The 16,801-nt window shown below is 56.8% G+C and carries 17 protein-coding genes; 13 read left to right on the top strand and 4 right to left on the bottom strand.

Annotated features, from left to right (window positions below; all coding sequences use genetic code 11):
* Positions 1-47: 47 nt before the first annotated feature.
* On the bottom strand, positions 48-974 hold the full coding sequence (locus ABUK12_RS02415; protein WP_410014790.1) for a transporter substrate-binding domain-containing protein: 927 nt from the start codon (positions 972-974) through the stop codon (positions 48-50).
* A 280-nt stretch (positions 975-1,254) separates the two neighbouring features.
* Here ABUK12_RS02415 and ABUK12_RS02410 point away from each other — a divergent pair, with 280 nt between their 5' ends.
* From ABUK12_RS02410 to ABUK12_RS02395, 4 genes are all read left to right on the top strand, one after another.
* Positions 1,255-2,013 (top strand): IclR family transcriptional regulator, encoded by a 759-nt coding sequence (locus ABUK12_RS02410; RefSeq protein WP_410014789.1) that lies wholly within the window; start codon positions 1,255-1,257, stop codon positions 2,011-2,013.
* A gap of 134 nt (positions 2,014-2,147) precedes the next feature.
* Entirely contained in the window at positions 2,148-3,428 is a 1,281-nt protein-coding gene (locus ABUK12_RS02405; RefSeq protein ID WP_410014788.1) for an MFS transporter, read from the top strand.
* Entirely contained in the window at positions 3,425-4,450 is a 1,026-nt protein-coding gene (locus tag ABUK12_RS02400; RefSeq protein ID WP_410014787.1) for an amidohydrolase family protein, read from the top strand. The genes ABUK12_RS02405 and ABUK12_RS02400 overlap by 4 nt, the downstream gene beginning before the upstream one ends.
* 9 nt (positions 4,451-4,459) lie before the next feature.
* Positions 4,460-5,155, top strand: coding sequence for a 4-carboxy-4-hydroxy-2-oxoadipate aldolase/oxaloacetate decarboxylase (locus ABUK12_RS02395; protein ID WP_410014786.1), 696 nt, complete (start codon positions 4,460-4,462; stop codon positions 5,153-5,155).
* Positions 5,156-5,191: 36 nt separating this feature from the next.
* Here the strand turns inward: ABUK12_RS02395 and ABUK12_RS02390 are convergent, their stop codons facing one another.
* Positions 5,192-5,572, bottom strand: coding sequence for a DUF4267 domain-containing protein (locus tag ABUK12_RS02390; RefSeq protein ID WP_410014785.1), 381 nt, complete (start codon positions 5,570-5,572; stop codon positions 5,192-5,194).
* 114 nt (positions 5,573-5,686) lie between these two features.
* Here ABUK12_RS02390 and ABUK12_RS02385 point away from each other — a divergent pair, with 114 nt between their 5' ends.
* Positions 5,687-6,298 (top strand): WHG domain-containing protein, encoded by a 612-nt coding sequence (locus ABUK12_RS02385; RefSeq protein ID WP_410014784.1) that lies wholly within the window; start codon positions 5,687-5,689, stop codon positions 6,296-6,298.
* Between the two features lie 12 nt (positions 6,299-6,310).
* Here ABUK12_RS02385 and ABUK12_RS02380 read toward each other — a convergent pair whose 3' ends face one another.
* Positions 6,311-7,018 (bottom strand): GntR family transcriptional regulator, encoded by a 708-nt coding sequence (locus ABUK12_RS02380; RefSeq protein WP_410014783.1) that lies wholly within the window; start codon positions 7,016-7,018, stop codon positions 6,311-6,313.
* A 201-nt stretch (positions 7,019-7,219) separates the two neighbouring features.
* Between ABUK12_RS02380 and ABUK12_RS02375 the strand changes: the two genes are divergently transcribed.
* From ABUK12_RS02375 to ABUK12_RS02340, 8 genes are all read left to right on the top strand, one after another.
* Complete coding sequence (locus ABUK12_RS02375) at positions 7,220-8,035, top strand: alpha/beta fold hydrolase (RefSeq protein ID WP_410014782.1); 816 nt, start codon at positions 7,220-7,222, stop codon at positions 8,033-8,035.
* Between the two features lie 170 nt (positions 8,036-8,205).
* Complete coding sequence (locus tag ABUK12_RS02370) at positions 8,206-9,294, top strand: substrate-binding domain-containing protein (RefSeq protein ID WP_410014781.1); 1,089 nt, start codon at positions 8,206-8,208, stop codon at positions 9,292-9,294.
* Positions 9,295-9,315: 21 nt separating this feature from the next.
* On the top strand, positions 9,316-10,887 hold the full coding sequence (locus ABUK12_RS02365; protein ID WP_410014780.1) for a sugar ABC transporter ATP-binding protein: 1,572 nt from the start codon (positions 9,316-9,318) through the stop codon (positions 10,885-10,887).
* A 33-nt stretch (positions 10,888-10,920) separates the two neighbouring features.
* Positions 10,921-11,904 (top strand): ABC transporter permease, encoded by a 984-nt coding sequence (locus ABUK12_RS02360; protein ID WP_410014779.1) that lies wholly within the window; start codon positions 10,921-10,923, stop codon positions 11,902-11,904.
* Positions 11,905-11,947: 43 nt separating this feature from the next.
* Positions 11,948-12,364, top strand: coding sequence for a RidA family protein (locus tag ABUK12_RS02355; RefSeq protein WP_410014778.1), 417 nt, complete (start codon positions 11,948-11,950; stop codon positions 12,362-12,364).
* Positions 12,365-12,395: 31 nt separating this feature from the next.
* Positions 12,396-13,280 (top strand): fumarylacetoacetate hydrolase family protein, encoded by an 885-nt coding sequence (locus ABUK12_RS02350; protein WP_410014777.1) that lies wholly within the window; start codon positions 12,396-12,398, stop codon positions 13,278-13,280.
* A 69-nt stretch (positions 13,281-13,349) separates the two neighbouring features.
* The gene (locus ABUK12_RS02345) at positions 13,350-14,348 is read left to right on the top strand and encodes an extradiol dioxygenase (RefSeq protein WP_410014776.1); all 999 of its coding nucleotides are present in this window, start codon (positions 13,350-13,352) and stop codon (positions 14,346-14,348) included.
* Between the two features lie 219 nt (positions 14,349-14,567).
* Positions 14,568-15,734, top strand: coding sequence for an FAD-dependent oxidoreductase (locus tag ABUK12_RS02340; RefSeq protein WP_410014775.1), 1,167 nt, complete (start codon positions 14,568-14,570; stop codon positions 15,732-15,734).
* A 77-nt stretch (positions 15,735-15,811) separates the two neighbouring features.
* On the opposite strand, the gene ABUK12_RS02335 is transcribed toward ABUK12_RS02340, so the two are convergent.
* The gene (locus tag ABUK12_RS02335; RefSeq protein WP_410014774.1) at positions 15,812-16,759 is read right to left on the bottom strand and encodes an alpha/beta hydrolase fold domain-containing protein; all 948 of its coding nucleotides are present in this window, start codon (positions 16,757-16,759) and stop codon (positions 15,812-15,814) included.
* Between the last annotated feature and the right edge of the window lie 42 nt (positions 16,760-16,801).

Below are 16,801 nucleotides of genomic sequence, written 5' to 3'. Positions count from 1 at the left end.
GAATAAAAGAAGCGATAATATCTACCTATCGGAGCGTTGGATAACCTTTACTCGATGGTATAAGCCGGCAGGGCGTCGCCTTGTTTATAGATAGTGGGATCAGTGATCATGCCGTAATCCGTGCCCCACCGCTTATGGATTTGCGCATATTTTCCCGACGCGATCAGGTGCACATAGGCGGCCTGCAGGGCTTGCAGCAACCCCGCGCTTGACTCATTGCGCGCCACGGCCGTGGCGCAGGGACCACCGCCCACACGGCCTGTAGGCACAAAAGGCTGTCCCGACGCCACCAGGGTTAACCCCACTTCGCGGCCGGTCAGCACCGCCTCGACGCGTTTGCTGGCGAGCGCAAGCACGGCATCCGCCATTTGCGGAAAGACGCTGACCTGAGGCGCCGGTTTGCCTTCATCCGCACAGCGCGCCTTGCCGGTTTCCATGGCGGGAACGCCGGAAGACCCCCCCAGGATCGCTATCTTATGCCCGCAGACATCCGCGATGCTTTCAGGCATATATTTGCTGCCTTTATTCACCACGAACGCATCGAAATTACTCCATTCGGTGACAAAGTCGGCAACTTCGACACGGTCTTTGCGCACGAAAAACTCGCCCATGCCGATATCGTATTTCTGTGCCTGCAGCCCTAACAGAATCGCGGGGAAATCCATACCCTGGATCTCCGCTTTCAGCCCCATCGTTTGGGCGACAGCGCTAACCATCTCCGGGATCATGCCGACAGTTTTCCCGTTGGCGACAAAAGAAAAAGGCTGGTATTTTGTCATGGTGGCGACGCGGAGCACCCCGCGTTTTTTTATCGCCTCGGGCACCAGCGCGACAATCTCGGGCACAGCCGCAATGCCGCCCTCCTCACCGGTGGGCATGCTGTTGGCGGGCGCCGCATATGCATATGTTGAGGCGGCACACAGCATCAGCGCGGAACCGACCCATGCCACGCCGATAGTTTTTCGAAAGCGCATTACCCTTCTCCTCAGTCAGTTGTTATCTGTAAGGTGTTATATATTACCGATAGACGATAGCATGTTACGATTTTGTGTCAATCCCTTTCCCCGTCGCCATGATCGGCGCCAGGATTATCCGCTTTGCTGCGGCCTGGCTAAGTGGCCTTTTGCCGGCACACCCCGCCTCCCCTCCCCTTATTAACCTGTGATGAAACACACAGAAATTATCCCCTGCGCTGTCTATAGTTGTTCTATTAGATGATATCTAGTTCTATCAGACAGAACACGAGGCAATATTATGGCGCGAACAGAGGGGACAAATCCCCAACCCCTGGGCGTAACCCCCAGCGGCGTCGATGTGATCGATCGGGCGATGGCGCTGCTGTTCGCCTTCAGGCAAGAAGATCGGTCGTTAACCCTGACCGAACTCGCCAGGCGCACCGGCTTGTATAAAAGCACGGTGCTCAGGCTGGCGGCGGCGCTTTGCCATCACCGGATGATGATCCGCCTGGAGGATGGCCGTTACGGCCTCGGCTCCGCCACCTTCAGCCTGGGAAACCATTACTTAGCCCACCTGAATCTCAGCGATGTGCTGCTGCCGTTAATGCGTGAGCTTAATGAACAACTTGGCGAAACCGTGTCTTTTCATATCCGGGAAGGGGATCACCGCTTGTGCCTGTTTCGGATTAATTCGCAATTTGCCGTGCGCGTAAACGTACAGCAGGGCGATGTGCAATCCCTGGAGCGCGGTGCCGGCGGCAGGATCCTGCTGGCCTTTTCCGGGGAGCCCGGCGACATCTACGAACAGGTGCGCCGGGCCCATACCTACGCGTCGCACGGCGAGCGCGACGAGGAAACCGCCGGGATTTCCGCGCCGGTATTCGGCCCCGGCCAGCGGCTTATCGGCGCGCTGGGCATCGTGGCGCCCATCAGCCGGCTGGACATGGCGTTGATGGCGCGGTATCGCCCCATCCTGCTGGAGATTGCCGCCCGCGCGACGGAACGGCTGGGCGGCGACGCGCGACCGCTGCTGCATGCAAAAGAGATAGCTGTTTAATACGTGCTCATCGTTTGGAGTTCGGCGCAAAACGAATCCCATGTTGTCGATAAGTGAAACGATATTGCCTGTAAAAGCCCTTTCAATACCGGGGAGACGGTTTATAACGCCGGTGGCGAAGGCATAAAGGGGACATGATGATGTTTCAATGGTTCACATCGCTTAACAAAATCGAAAAACGCACCTTCTGGGCCTGCTTCAGCGGCTGGGGGCTGGACGCCATGGATACGCAGATGTATGCCCTGTCCATCCCGACGCTTATCGCCCTGTGGGGCATGACCAAAGGACAGGCGGGCATCCTGGGCACCACCGTGCTGATCATGGCGGCGCTGGGCGGCTGGATTGCCGGTATTTTATCCGATCGCTATGGCCGGGTGCGGATCCTGCAGGTGACCATCGCCTGGTTTTCCCTCTTTACGTTCCTGTCGGCATTTACCGATTCCTTCTGGCAGCTGATGATCACCCGCGGCCTGCAGGGCATCGGTTTTGGCGGCGAGTGGGCGGTCGGGGCGGTGCTTATCAGCGAGACCATCAACGCCCGGGTGCGCGGGCGCGTGGTCGGCGCGCTGCAGGCGGGCTGGGCCATCGGCTACGGTATTACCGTTATTATTTCGACCATTATCTTTAATTCTTTTCCCGCCGATACCGCCTGGCGCATCCTGTTTGCCCTGGGACTGCTGCCCGCGCTGCTGGTATTGTGGATCCGGCGCAATATCCAGGAAGCGCCGCTGTATAAAAAAGAACATGCCGACGTCCAGGATCAGTCCAACAGTATTTGGGATGTTTTTTCCTCCCCTTATCGCGCCACCACCCTGAAGGCCATTCTGCTGACCTTTGGTATTTACGGCGGCAATTACGTGATGATTACCTGGCTGCCGGCTTACCTGAAATTGGTGCTGCATCTGTCGATTAACAACGTCGGCGGCTATCTGGCCATCAATATCCTCGGGTCGTTCGCCGGCGCCTTCCTTAATGGCTGGATGGCCGATGCGTTCGGCAGGCGTAAAACCTTTATGATCATCGCCTGCTGCCAGGCCGTGGCGGTAGGGGTCTATACGCTGGCGCCGATCAACCTGACCATCACCCTGCTGCTGGGATTTGTGCTCGGCACGCTGCAATCGGGCACCGCCGCAGGCACCGGCGCCTTTATCGCCGAACTGTTCCCCACCCGGGTGCGCGGTTCGGCGCAGGGCCTGTGCGGTAACGCCGGCCGCGCCCTGGGCGCGGTGATGCCGACCATGGTGGGATTACTGAGCATCAATATGGATTTGGGACCGGCCATGGGCATATGCGCCTGCGCGTCCTATGTCATCGTGGTGCTTGCCGCCATGATGCTGCCGGAAACCCGGGGGCGCGATCTGGGTCATATCGTCATGGCTGAAAACCACACCGCCGAGAGGGCAAAAATGCAATGATTATCGATATCCACGGGCACTACACTACCGCGCCGGATGCCCTTGAGGACTGGCGCAAGCGCCAGGTGGCCGCCCTGACCGACCCCGCTTCCGGCATCAGCGCCGCCGATTTGCGTATCACCGATGAGCAAATCAGGGCAAGCATCGAGCAGAACCAACTGCAAAAAATGCGCGAGCGCGGTATCGACGTAACCCTTTTTTCGCCGCGCGCCAGCTTTATGGCCCACCATATCGGCAACGCCGCCACCAGCGCGGCGTGGGCCGGGATCTGCAATGAATTATGCTATCGGGTCAGCGCGCTGTATCCGGCCTTTTTCGCCGGCGCCGCCATGCTGCCGCAGTCGCCGGGCGTCGACACCCGCTCATGCCTGGCGGAAATGGATCGCTGCGTGCGGGAGTACGGTTTCGTCGCCATCAATCTTAATCCGGACCCCTCCGGCGGCCACTGGACGTCGCCGCCCTTGTCCGATCGATATTGGTATCCGATTTACGAAAAAATGCAGGAATATGATCTGCCGGCGATGATCCACGTCAGCACCAGTTGCAACCCGGCGTTTCACACCACCGGCGCCCATTACCTGAACGCCGACACCACGGCCTTTATGCAGTGCCTGGCCTCGGATCTGTTTACCGATTTCCCCCGGCTGCGCTTTATTATTCCCCACGGCGGCGGCGCCGTGCCCTACCACTGGGGCCGCTTCCGTGGACTGGCGCAGGCGATGCGCATCGACGATATCGAGGAAAAGCTGCTGAACAATATTTTCTTCGATACCTGCGTCTACCATCAGCCGGGCATCGACCTGCTTACCAGCGTGATCCCCGTCAGGAATGTGCTGTTCGCCTCGGAAATGATCGGCGCGGTCAGGGGTATCGACCCGCAAACCGGGTTCGCGTTTGACGATACCCGCCGTTATATTGAATGCGCCCGGCTTGACGACGCTGAACGCCAACTGATATTCGAGGGCAATGCACGCCGCGTCTATCCTCTTCTCGATCAACGACTTAAGGCCCAGGGCCGTTAAGGAGGCAGTATGCATACCCGAATCAATGCATTAGGTATAGTCAAACGCAACATCGAGCGCACCGATCCGGCCCTGGTCAGACGGCTGGGGGATTTTGGCGTGGCCACGCTGCATGAGGCCATGGGCCGCACCGGCCTTATGCGACCCCACATCCGCCCGGCCTTTGCCGGCGCCCGGTTATGCGGCAACGCGGTGACCGTGCTGGCCCAGCCCGGCGATAACCTGATGCTGCATGTCGCCGCAGAGCAGATCCGGCAAGGCGATATCGTGGTGGTGGCCTGTACCGTGGAAAACGGCGACGGCATGTTCGGCGAACTGCTGGCCACCTCTTACCGCGCCCGCGGCGCCGCCGGCCTGGTGAGCGAGGCGGGCGTACGCGATGTCGGCGCCCTGCGCGACATGGGGTTCCCGGTATTCTCCCGCGTCATCAGCGCCAAAGGCACCGCCCGCGCCACCCTGGGCTCAGTCAATGTGCCGGTGATTTGCGCCGGCGCGCTGGTCAATCCCGGCGATGTGATCGTCGCCGATGACGACGGCGTGGTGGTGGTGCCGCGCGACCTCGCCCGGCAAACGGCCGACGCGGCGCAGCAACGCGAAGATAACGAACAGGCGAAGCGCGAGCGCTTCGCTAAGGGCGAGCTGGGCCTGGATATGTATCATATGCGCGATATGCTGGAGCAGGCCGGGTTAAAGTATATCGATTAAAGCCCATAGGGATGGCCGGAAAGCGTATGAACCCTCTCAGCGTCCCCCCGGCAGCATCAGCATGGCTGTTAAGACCATAAGCGCGGCAGTAGGCAGATGGATGCCGAAGGCGCTTTTGGCGGAGCCTTTCGCGGCGAGAATAAGCAGCATGTCGCCGACCGGAATAAGGGCGCCCACCAACAGGATAAGGCCGACGCCGCGCGGGGTATCCCACGCCATGAACGCCAGTACCATGAATCCCGTCGTCAGGTCGCGCACGCCCTTCAGGCGCAGCCACCATGGAATGTTGACGCCGCTTTCCGGCAGCGGCAGGCCGAAACTGCGGGTCGCGGCGGTGGGGTTCACCATATAGAGGCTGCCAATCGCGATAATCGCGAGTGCCAGGAACAGCGCCAGTCCGAACGTTAGCCAATGCATTTGAGTGTCCCAGGGTGGTAATATAGCAATAGAATATAATCTATCATTGCTAGATTATCAAGCCATCGTATAATAACCGGCAATGACGGCTAAGGTGGTCCGGGAGATAAAAGCATGAGTATCGCCGAGCGGAAAGGCAGGCAGCGGGCGGAACGCGAATCCCGCATTATCGCGGCAGCGCGCGCGATCGCAGAGCGCGAAGGATGGAATGCGGTGACCATCCGCCGCCTGGCACAAGAGATAGAATACAGCCAGCCCGTGCTTTATTCACATTTCGAGAACCGGGATGCGATTGTTGCCGCTGTGGCGATCGAGGGTTTCCAAGAAATCACCGCGGCGCTTCGTGCCGCGGCGCGTGAATCGGACGGACAGCGGAACGCCCTGGAGAATGTCGCCATGGCTTATCTCGGCTTTGCCTTCCGCTGGCCCGCGCTCTACGAGGCCATGTTTGTCCTCCCGACCCCTTTGCGGTTCGCCGAGGCGGATACCAGGCCGGAACTGCGGGCTGCTTTCGACGCCATCGCGACGGTGGTCACGCCGTTTTGCGCCGACGCAGAGGTCATGACCGAGACGTTTTGGGCGACCCTGCATGGCCTCGCCGAACTCGAGCGTTCAGGTCGAATCAGGCCCGGCGCGCGGGTTGAACGCATCCTGCTCGCCGTGCGGGCGCTGCTCGCGTCCCGCAACGATGCTGCCGACCCCGGCGAACAGCCGGGACCCGCATAATCCCGCCGCCTGTCAGTGGGAAGCAGAGGTACTGCGCTCGGCACAAACGGCGGCGCCCAGCGCGCTTAGCATCACATCGCGGGTATGGTTCAGATGTTCAGACAAAATAGATACGGCACGGTCCGCGTTGCCGTCTAATATTGCCTGCAACAGTTCATTGTGATCGCTGTTGCGTTCCCCCTGCTCTGTTGAAACCGGTAAAAGCACCCGCTGATAAATTGAAAACGCCTCGGCAAGCTGCTTGACCATCAAAAAAAGCCATTTGCTGCCGCAGTTTTCCATCATGATAAAATTGAACACCTCATGGCGCGTATGCCATTCAGGATTAAATTTGTCCGGCGACTCAGGTAAGGTCTGGGGAGTATGGACCAGGCGGTGATTAGCGGCGATAAGGCGCGCCTGCCACTCAATATCCCCGCTGGCGATCGACTTGCGCAAGGCAATCCCTTCCAACGTAATCCGCTGTTCCGTTAAATCGATAAGCTCGCCCGCATTCAGCCCGCGCACGCTGAATCCTTGCTGCGGCGCAACGTCCACCAGCAATTCGCCCGCCAGGCGGCTCAGGGCCTCGCGTATGACATTCATGCTCACATCAAACCGCTGGGCAAGTTCGGAAATCTTAAGTTTATTCCCCGGCAGAAGCTGTCCGGTAAGAATCAAGCCCCGGACATGAGAATAAATCGTCTCATTTAGCGACCTTCCCTCTTTGAGAACCTTCATTTTCCTTCTCCAGTGAATTCTTATTTTTCAAATAGTTAAAAGCTTGCTCTGCTAATTAATTCCCATAATAACATAGCCAAAATTAAAAGGATATTCATACATAAAACTTATAATATGCCAAAAAATCCATTTTTTGCTTTAAAAAAGTTTTTTGCCGCGTATTATCAATTTCACCCCCACCGGTGTCAGCCAGGAGTCAGCATGAATGTTCCACTGAATAAGGCGTCCATTGAATTTGAAGGCATGCAGGCAGGCTATTACCACGCAGGGAAAGGCAAGCCGCTGATGCTGATTCATGGTTCCGGCCCTGGCGCCTCCAGTTTAGGCAACTGGAGCCGCGTGCTGGAGCCGCTGGGCCATGACTATCACATCTTCGCCATGGATCTTATCGGTTTTGGCATCAGCGATCGCAAGGCGGAACCACCCTACTTTGATTTCCCCCTGTGGATTCGCCAGGCTAAAGCGATGCTGGATTATATCGGCGCGGCCGAGATCGGCATCATCGGCCATTCGCTGTCCGCCGCCATCGCACTGTCACTGGCGTCTTCCGACAAGCGGGTGTCGGCAGTGCTGACCACCGGCGCTATCGGCGCGCCCTTCCTTGCCACGGCCGCGACTCAGCGCATCTGGCGGTGTCCGCAAAACCGGGACGAACTGATCGCCACGTTGGGTACGCTTATTCATGATCAATCGATCATTGATGACAACTATATCAAGGCAAGAGAGCCGGTCGTGTTTGCGCCCGGTTATGCCGAATATTTCAATGCCATGTTTACCGGCGAACCGCAGCGTTATGTCGAAATGACCACCCTGGGTGATGAGGTGTTGTCCGCGATTAACTGCCCGGTCGTCATGCTGCACGGGCGCGATGATATTCCTTTTCCCAAAAGTACCTCTGAATATTTATCAGCAAAGATTAAATATGCCGATTTACACATCCTGAGTGAATGCTCTCACTCTGTGGCATTTGAAAGAACCAGAGCCTTTATGGCGGCAGCGCATCAACTGTTTCAGTAATTCCATCGCTGCGCCCGAGATGACAAGAATAAAGCGATGTGCGTGGCGATAACGCATCGCCGCAATGCTTAATGACGGTCCGATAATAAGTCGGCTTTTCACTACAAAACACCCTTTCACAGGGAATTATGTTTGCTGTCCTGTCGCGGTATTACAACGAGGAAATTATAATGAATTGGCTGTCTCACTTTAAAAAACGCACGTCCCCTTTATTCTTTTCCTATATTCTGGCGTCAACGGCGCTATCAGCCTTTATGACTACCCCGGTAAAAGCAGAGGAAGACAGATTAGTCGGGTTGATTCCCGCGCTTAAAGCGGAAAAGCCGTTCAAGCTGGGGGTGACCGTAGTCCATCTGAACGATGATTTTTATAAAGGCATTATTTACGGCATTACCGATGAAGCCAAACGCTCCGGCGTGGACGTGGTCCAGGTGTCGGTGGCCGGCGCATACGGCAATGTGCGTGAACAGTTTGCCCAGCTGGAGGCGTTGAAAAGCATCGGCGCCGACGTGGCGGTGTTGGCCCCGGCCGCCTTCAACGGTTTTGACCCCATCATTAAATCCCTCAAAGCGGGCGGCATGAAGGTCGCATCGGTCGGCATCCCCGTGGACAGTAAAAATATCGACTTCGGCGTTCTGCAGGATGATACCTATATCGGCAAACTTATGGCGGACGCCGTCTGTAAATCCCCGGTCACGCCGAAAAATGTCGCCATGATCCCAGGACCCGCCGGGGCCGAATGGGTACGCCTTCGTTATGAAGGTTTCAAGGCGCAGGCAGGTAAATGCGCAACGCCCGTTTCCGTGGTTGAAACGGGATTTGGCGGCGGCATCGATCTGCAGGAAGGTCTGGCCAAGGCCTCCGACCTGATGCTACGCAACCCTGAGGTCAATTTTATCTATACCCCGCAGATTACGCTGGGCATGGGGGCGGTCCAGGCTATCCGCCAGCAGCACCGGCAGGCGTCCGTCGTGAGCTCGGCCATGGTTAAAAGGGCCGTGCCGATGATAGAAGACGGGAAAATGCTGGCCGTGGTATCCGAGCCGGGCATCATCATGGGACGCCTGATTGTTCAGTACGCCATCCGCGCCATGGCGGGAAAACCGCTGCCTAACCTGGCGCCGGCAGGTACCGATGGACTGAATTACGCCCATTACAATGTGCCGAATAAGGTGCTGGACAAGAGCAACGTGGCGACACATCCCTTTGAAACCTATGAAATCGCGCCGGCTGAATGGAAAGTGCCTGCAATGCAGTAAGCCTGGTACGAGGTAACAACGATGTCGACAGAACAGGTAACGGGTAAGGCGCTAAGTCAGGGAAGCTCGCCGCTGCTGCGGATCAGCGGCTTGTCCAAGCGGTTTGGCGCCACGCAGGCGCTGAACCAGGTTTCCATCCAGTTCCAGGCCGGGGAGATCCACTGCGTGCTGGGCGAGAACGGGGCCGGCAAGTCAACTATCGGCAAGATCATCAGCGGATTATATCCAGCAGACGAAGGCGCGATCTGGTATGGCGAACGGCAAGTCTCGTTCAGCAGTTCCCGTGAAGCGCGCCATGCCGGCATAGTGATGGTGTATCAGGAACTGTCCCTGGCGCCGAGCCTGTCGGTCCGCGCCAACCTGTGGCTGGGCGCGGAGAAAGGCAAAACGGTGTTTTCGTTTATCCGCAAAGCCCGGGAAGTCGCCCGGGTGCAGGAAGTCCTGGCCCAGCTTGGGCTGGCCGACATTGATATGGAACGGTCGGTAAGCGCTTTCCCGGTAGCCATACAGCAGCTTATCGAAATCGGGAAATCGTTACTGTCCCAGCCGCGGGTGATTATCTTCGACGAGCCGACGGCCATGCTGGGCGCCGTCGAGAAGGAACGCTTTTTCCGGGTGCTGGAAAAACTGCGGGCAGCGGGTCTGGCCTCGATTTTAGTGACTCATCATATTGATGATGTGATCGCGGTCAGTGACAGGGTCACTATTATGCGCAATGGACAAGTCGTGGACTCATTCCCCGTCGGCGGCGATGTGGATGCTGATGTCATTGTCTCGCGCCTTACGGGCAAGGCGCCCGGCAGCCACGAAATGAATGACAAAGGCAACCTGCGCTTCCCGCCCTTGCTCGACGTGGAAAACCTGCCGGTCAGCCGCGGCGGAACCCGGGTTTTTTCTGTCGGTCGCGGCGAAGTGGTTGGCATCTATGGGGTGGTCGGCTGCGGAGGCGAGGCCTTGCTGCATAACCTGGTCGGCTTCCTGCCCATGCCAGGCGACACCCCTCTCAGCTTCAAATTAGAGGGTTATGCATGGCGGCCCGCAAACGTGTCCGAGGCGCTGAAAAAAGGGGTTTCCTGGCTGCCTGCCGGCAGGGCGGCCAATGGCGTGTATCCGTCCCTGTCCATCGCGGAAAACTTGATGATGACCCAGTTAAAACGGTTCGCTCGCAGCGGATTCATCCGTATTGGCCGGGCAGAATCCATGGCGGACCAACTGCTGCAAGCCTGCGGCGTGAAATACGCTGATAAGCATGACCCGCTTACCAGCCTCAGCGGCGGCAACCAGCAGAAGGTTCTGCTCGCCCGGGCCATGGCCAGCGCCGGAAAAGTGCTGGTACTGGAAGAACCCACCGCCGGCGTCGATATCGCGGCCAAACATGAAATCCATCAGCGCATTCGCGCGCTGGCCTCGACCGGGGTATCGGTGCTGATGTTATCAAGCGATCTGGCCGAAACGATGGCGCTGTGCGACACGGTGTGGACAATGTTCCACGGCAGTATCGTCACGGCATACCGCAACCCTGACGAACATGACAAAGCGTCGATTATCGCAGACGTTGTCGGCCAGGCCGGTCAGGACCAGCCAGATCATTAACCCTTACGTAATGATGAAGCAGGAGTTTGCATCATGAGTACAAGCAGAGAAGCGGGGCTCCTGGCGTCGGGAAAAGGCGTGAAAACCAGACGATTTTCGCTTTCGGACTGGATGCTTCCCCTGTTGATTGTGTTAACCGCCGTCATCGCGGGCTTTATCCAGCCGAGATTTATGTCCGTCAGTAACGGGATAAATCTGGCCTGCCAACTGGCCCCTCTGCTTATTATCTCACTTGGCCAGGCCGTGGCCGTAATAAGGGGGGGACTGGATCTGTCGCTTTCTTCTGCCATGTCCCTCGCAGGCGTCGCGGGCGTGATGATCATGAATCAGTTCGGCGTCCCCGCGGGCCTGGTGGCCATGCTGCTGGTCGGCACGTTAACCGGCGCCGCGTCAGGCATCCTTATCGCGGTTTTTAATACCTCCCCCCTGGTGATTACCCTGGGGATGCTGTCCGTCGCTCAGGCATTCGCTTTAATATTGTCGGGCGGCGTGCCCATTTACGACGTTCCCGCCTCATATATTGAAGCCGTGGGCTATGGCACATTATTAGGGCTTCCCGTCATGGTATGGATTGCCATCGCCTTGACCATCATGATTGGCGTATTGCTCAAATACACGCTGTTCGGCCGCTATGTCTATGCCATGGGCTCCAATGTGTCCGCGGCGTCCAAATCGGGAATCAACGTAAAATGGAATACGGTCCTGGTCTATATGGTCAGCGGTTTCTGCGCCGGAACGGGGGCCATCATCTTAACCGCCTGGACCAGCTCCGCCCAGCCCATCGCGGCGGCGAACCTGACGCTGCAGTCCCTGGCGGCGGTCGTTCTCGGGGGCGTGGCGCTGACCGGCGGCGCAGGCAATCTTCGGCAGGTGATTACCGGTGTGGTGGTATTAACGCTGCTGTCAAACGTGATGAACATGGTAGGCGTATCCGCCTATTACCAGACGCTCGCCGTGGGTGTCGTCATTATTTTCGCCGTTATTCTCGATCGTTTCCGCCGCCATGATTCGCATTAACATTATATTGGCTTCATCCCTATTATCATCGAGGAGTATTACCGTGTCCGATAAGGTGCAATACATCAATCCGGAAAACGCCAGCCCCGCGCAAGGACTCTATTCTAACCTGACCAAAGTGAGCGCGGGAGACCTTTATTATATCTCCGGTCAACTTTCAGTAGGTTCCGATGGCGGCGTGGTAGGTAAAAACGATTTTGACGCGCAGTTTGCGCAGGTGTTTAACAATTTGGGCGCGGTGCTGGCAGCGGTAGGCTGCGATTACAACGATGTGGTGAAATTTAATACCTATCTGGTGGCATCCCAGCATATTGACGCTTTTATGAAAAACCGGAAAGAACTGTTTCCAACACTTTTCGCCACGCCGGATTATGCGCCGAATACGCTGCTGGTAGTGGACCGGCTGGTTAAAGAAGAATTCCTCATTGAAGTCGAAGCCGTGGCCCGCGCGCGCGATTAATTAATATAGCGTTTTTATTGTAAGGTAAAATATGAAACTGGTTACGTATCTGCTTTCCGGCGAGAAAAAAATCGGCGTAATTAACACTGCCGGAAAAGTAGTCGATGTCACTGATATTGTTGCTACCAATGATATGAATGTGCTGATTGACAGCTATGCGACATTTGCCGACAGGCTGCAACGCTACAGTGAACGTCCCGATGAGGATGGCCTGGCGCAGGAAGACGTGCGTTTACTGGCGCCGATTCCCTGTACCCGGCGCAATATTTTTTGCGTCGGCAAAAATTACTCGGCCCATGCGCAAGAGTTTGCAAACAGCGGGTTTGATTCGAGCGCCGCGGCGGGAAATGTTCCCGCGCATCCTATTATCTTCAGCAAACCCTCCACCTCGGTCAGTGGCCCCGGCGACGAGGTAGACAGTACGCTCGATCCCTTCCATACCCTCGATTACGAAGCCGAGTTAGCCGTGGTGCTGGGCAAAAAAGGACGCGTGACGCAGAGCGACGATCCCATGTCTTATGTCTTCGGCTACACGCTGGTCAACGACCTCACCTCGCGTCATCTGCAAAAACAGCATAGCCAGTGGCTGCTCGGCAAGGGCATTGACGGATTCTGCCCGATGGGCCCGGTCCTGGTGACTGCCGATGAGTTTGGCGAACCCGGTTCCCAGACAATAGCCTGTACCGTCAACGGCGAAAAACGCCAGGAGGCCGCCATTGCGGATCTTATCTTTGACGTTGCGACCCTAATCAAGACCATTGGACAAAACATTACGCTGCTGCCGGGCGATATTATCGCCACCGGTACGCCTGCTGGTGTTGGAATAGGTTTTACGCCGCCAAGATATTTAAAAAAGGGAGATAAAGTGACGGTGGCAATGAAGGAGATCGGCGAATTAACCAATACGATTATTTGATTTGCAGATAATACATTTTCTCAGGCGTTCACGTTGAAAAATCACCTATTCAGATAACGAGGTTATGATATGGCTAAGATTGTCAGTGCCATCAGTATGTCCCATGTTCCCGGTGCGCTTGGCTGGGCAGACGCGCCCTCCCCCGAGCAGCGAAAACGCCTGGCCGCCATACATGCGCGGTTGAAACACTGTATCGACGATACCAAACCAAATCTGATTATTGCGTTTTTAGACGATCATTTTGAAAACAATTTCCGCAACTTAATGCCGACCCTGGGCGTTCCAGTCAGTGACGCGAATATCGGGCCGGCGGAATATATGATGGAAGCGCTGAAATTCACTACTCAGCACAGCATTGCCAGTAATGCCGGCATTGCGCAAACGTTGCTTGAAAAATTGATTCATGGCGGGTTTGACGCAACACGCATGGGCGCGATTGAATATGGCAATAATCTGATGATGCCCCTGGTCTTCATCAACCCGGAATTCAATATTCCAGTGGTGCCAGTCTATATCAACGTCTTCTCTCCGCCGCTTATGCCGTATTCACGGGCCTACGATCTGGGGTTAAAAGTCCGCGAAATCATCGACACATTGCCTGATGACTATCGTATTCATTTTCTGGCGACAGGCGGGCTTTCGCACTGGCCGCCGGTATGGACTGAAGGCGCGCCGGAAGATGATAAGCTGCTGCAGCGCATGAAGGTGTATCAGACCATCGGTAAGGAAGCGCTGATTGACGACCCGACGCTGTATACCGATTTCGCCCAATATGAAATAGATATGATGAGCAAAATGGAATGGCCGCTCGGTAATAGCCATCCGCTGGTCAATGAAGAATGGGATAGGGAAATGCTGGAGCGCTTTGCCGCGGGTGATGTGGAATATATGCGCGCGCTGACCTATGAGGAAGTGGAGGAGCGCGGCGGACACGGCGGCCATGAGGCGCTCAACTGGGTGGCGCTGATGGGGGCGATGAAAGGCGCGCGCCCTGACTACGTTGCATATGAATCCGTACCGGAATGGATAACGGGAATGAGTTATTTAACTTACCCCGGTCAACAATAAACTTATTTCATACACATTTATCATCGGGAAAAGGAATTTCCTGCGTAAGCTACATTTAAATTAATTAACCTGGTCATAAGGCCATGGGAATATTTTATTCAGCCTGCGGCCATACCTTATTTTAAATACTGCCGATTATTGTTTTATTTAAAGATAAATGCGGACTTCATCTGAAAGTAGTAAGACGATTTTTATCAACATGACTGGAGAAGAACTGCCATGGCACGAATTGCAGTAGTTGGCGCTGGCATGGGCGGGCTGGCCTTTGCCTGCGCCATGAAAAACAGCAAACATGAGGTTATTGTGTATGAGCAGGCCAGAGAACTGGTTGAGCTTGGTGCGGGCATCTCGCTGTGGGCGAACGGCACGCGCCTGTTTGCCGAGCTGGGTATTGCGGCGCGCATGGCGGAATGTTCCTGTGAAACGGAAGCCGCGTTTTTTCGCAATGAAGACGGCAGCGTGGCGGCCTCGCAGTTGCTCGCCCGCGATAACTGGTACAGAAATGAATACGGGCACCCCTACTACGGCGCCTTCCGTACCGACCTGCAGGCGGCCTTGCTTGACGTTATCGGCAAAGAACATATCCGGCTGGGCAAACAGCTTACCCGTCTGGAGGATGCAGGCAGCGAAGCGAAACTTTACTGGGCTGATGGTTCGGTGGCGACGGCGGACCTGGTGGTGGGCGCCGACGGCATTAAATCCGTCGTCCGCAATGCGATCAGTGCCTCCGCCACGCCGGTATTCACCGGCAACAGCGCGTTTCGCGGACTGGCCAAAACCGCCGATCTCGACCTCCTTCCCGAACCGCATTCCTTTACCGACTGGATGGGCGATGGCAAACACGTACTGAATTTTCCCATCGGGAAAAACTTTGCATATCAGACGATCGTGGTTTTTATGGATGGTCCGGAAATATGGCGGCAGGAAGCCTGGCGGGTCCCCGCCGACGCCGGCGCCATCGCCGGGATGTTTAACGGCTGGCATCCCGCCGTCGGGCAGCTTCTTGAACACGTTAACCTGTCCGAGCGCTGGGGGATGTTCCAGGTCAGCCCGATGGCGGCCTGGTATCGCGGGCGCGCCGTGCTCATCGGCGATGCCGCGCACGGTATGATGCCCCATCATGGCCAGGGCGCGATTTCATCGTTCGAAGATGCCGTCGCCCTCGCGCACATCATGAATAATGATGCCCTGGATTCCATCGAATCAAAGCTCGAGAGCTACCAACGCGAACGTAAAGCCCGTGGTGAAAGAATTCAGGCATCGTCGCGCCGGGTGAATGACTGTCTGCATCTTGCGCAGGGACCTGCCCGGGCGGAGCGTGATGCCGTGCTCAACAGTCTTGGCCGGCATTTTTCATGGCTACACGGCTACACGCTGGCCGTGTAACTTTCAGCGCAACGCACGGCCGCGACGCCGAAGCAGGATACACCGGCGGTTCGCGGCCCTGGCTGGAAGTACCCTGCTTACGCCGTCAGACGGCGAATGGCCGAACAACGCAGCCGCATGGCCTGTTGGGCGATGGCTGAATGCGGGGCCAGCAACTCAAAACCGTGATTGACGCCGGGGTAGAGATGAAATTCCACCGGCACGCCGGCGGCGGCCAGATTTCCCGCCCAGGCCAGGTTCTCCGCGCAAAAGAGATCCAGCTCGCCCACGTCAATATACGTGGGGGCAAGTCCTGTAAAATCGTCCAGCCTGGCCGGGATAATGCGGTTCAGTTGTCCGTCATCCGCTCCGTCCGGGATCCTGGCGCGCCATGCGGTCTGTATTTCGCTGGCGGTGATGGTAAGAAAGGGCGATATTTCCGCTGCCGCATCCGTCGTCCGGTCATCCAGCATGGGGTAAACGAGGATCTGCCCGGCTAAGGCAATGTGTCGATCCCGCGCGAGAATGGCCGCGGACGCCGCGATCCCCCCGCCGCCGCTGTCACCCATCAGCACAATACGATCCGGTTCGATGGACAACTGCGCGCTGTTTTCCTGTAGCCAAGCCAGACCGCTAATAATTTGTTCCGCCTGGCTATCCCCCGCTATCTCCGGGGCAAGGTGATAATCCAGCGCCAGAAAACTGACGCCGCTTTGTGCCACATAGTTCGCCACTATTTTATGATAGGCGGCGATATCGGCGGAGACGCCGCCACCGCCATGCACAAAGAGCACCGTGCCGCGCGAGGGCTCGCCCGCGTTCTGATACCAGCGCGCCAGGCGTTTTTCATTACCCATGGGAATGAAAAATTCCCGGGTCTCTATGCCGGTCGCCTCGGGAAAATGGTCGTTAAGCAATGCGTAAAAGGCGTTGCTCTTGTCCCGCCAGCTCAGAACATCGCCGGGTTGAAAGGCGGGAAAACGTGCAAGCTCGGGCTGCAATTGTGCTAAACGTGCCGCAAGTTCACTGTCCATGACATAAGGCATCACATTTCTCCTGAAACCGTTGATTGACGCCGGTCAGTATTC

Source organism: Sodalis sp. C49 (assembly GCF_046352915.1).
Taxonomy (GTDB): Bacteria; Pseudomonadota; Gammaproteobacteria; order Enterobacterales; family Enterobacteriaceae; genus Acerihabitans.
Note: the sequence above shows the minus strand (reverse complement) of the source record. Positions and strands in the feature narration are given on the sequence as shown.

Coding starts and splice junctions, on each gene's coding strand:
- ABUK12_RS02415 (WP_410014790.1), bottom strand. CDS start 974: ATGCGCTTTCGAAAAACTATCGGCGTGGCATGGGTCGGTTCCGCGCTG.
- ABUK12_RS02410 (WP_410014789.1), top strand. CDS start 1,255: ATGGCGCGAACAGAGGGGACAAATCCCCAACCCCTGGGCGTAACCCCC.
- ABUK12_RS02405 (WP_410014788.1), top strand. CDS start 2,148: ATGATGATGTTTCAATGGTTCACATCGCTTAACAAAATCGAAAAACGC.
- ABUK12_RS02400 (WP_410014787.1), top strand. CDS start 3,425: ATGATTATCGATATCCACGGGCACTACACTACCGCGCCGGATGCCCTT.
- ABUK12_RS02395 (WP_410014786.1), top strand. CDS start 4,460: ATGCATACCCGAATCAATGCATTAGGTATAGTCAAACGCAACATCGAG.
- ABUK12_RS02390 (WP_410014785.1), bottom strand. CDS start 5,572: ATGCATTGGCTAACGTTCGGACTGGCGCTGTTCCTGGCACTCGCGATT.
- ABUK12_RS02385 (WP_410014784.1), top strand. CDS start 5,687: ATGAGTATCGCCGAGCGGAAAGGCAGGCAGCGGGCGGAACGCGAATCC.
- ABUK12_RS02380 (WP_410014783.1), bottom strand. CDS start 7,018: ATGAAGGTTCTCAAAGAGGGAAGGTCGCTAAATGAGACGATTTATTCT.
- ABUK12_RS02375 (WP_410014782.1), top strand. CDS start 7,220: ATGAATGTTCCACTGAATAAGGCGTCCATTGAATTTGAAGGCATGCAG.
- ABUK12_RS02370 (WP_410014781.1), top strand. CDS start 8,206: ATGAATTGGCTGTCTCACTTTAAAAAACGCACGTCCCCTTTATTCTTT.
- ABUK12_RS02365 (WP_410014780.1), top strand. CDS start 9,316: ATGTCGACAGAACAGGTAACGGGTAAGGCGCTAAGTCAGGGAAGCTCG.
- ABUK12_RS02360 (WP_410014779.1), top strand. CDS start 10,921: ATGAGTACAAGCAGAGAAGCGGGGCTCCTGGCGTCGGGAAAAGGCGTG.
- ABUK12_RS02350 (WP_410014777.1), top strand. CDS start 12,396: ATGAAACTGGTTACGTATCTGCTTTCCGGCGAGAAAAAAATCGGCGTA.
- ABUK12_RS02345 (WP_410014776.1), top strand. CDS start 13,350: ATGGCTAAGATTGTCAGTGCCATCAGTATGTCCCATGTTCCCGGTGCG.
- ABUK12_RS02340 (WP_410014775.1), top strand. CDS start 14,568: ATGGCACGAATTGCAGTAGTTGGCGCTGGCATGGGCGGGCTGGCCTTT.
- ABUK12_RS02335 (WP_410014774.1), bottom strand. CDS start 16,759: ATGCCTTATGTCATGGACAGTGAACTTGCGGCACGTTTAGCACAATTG.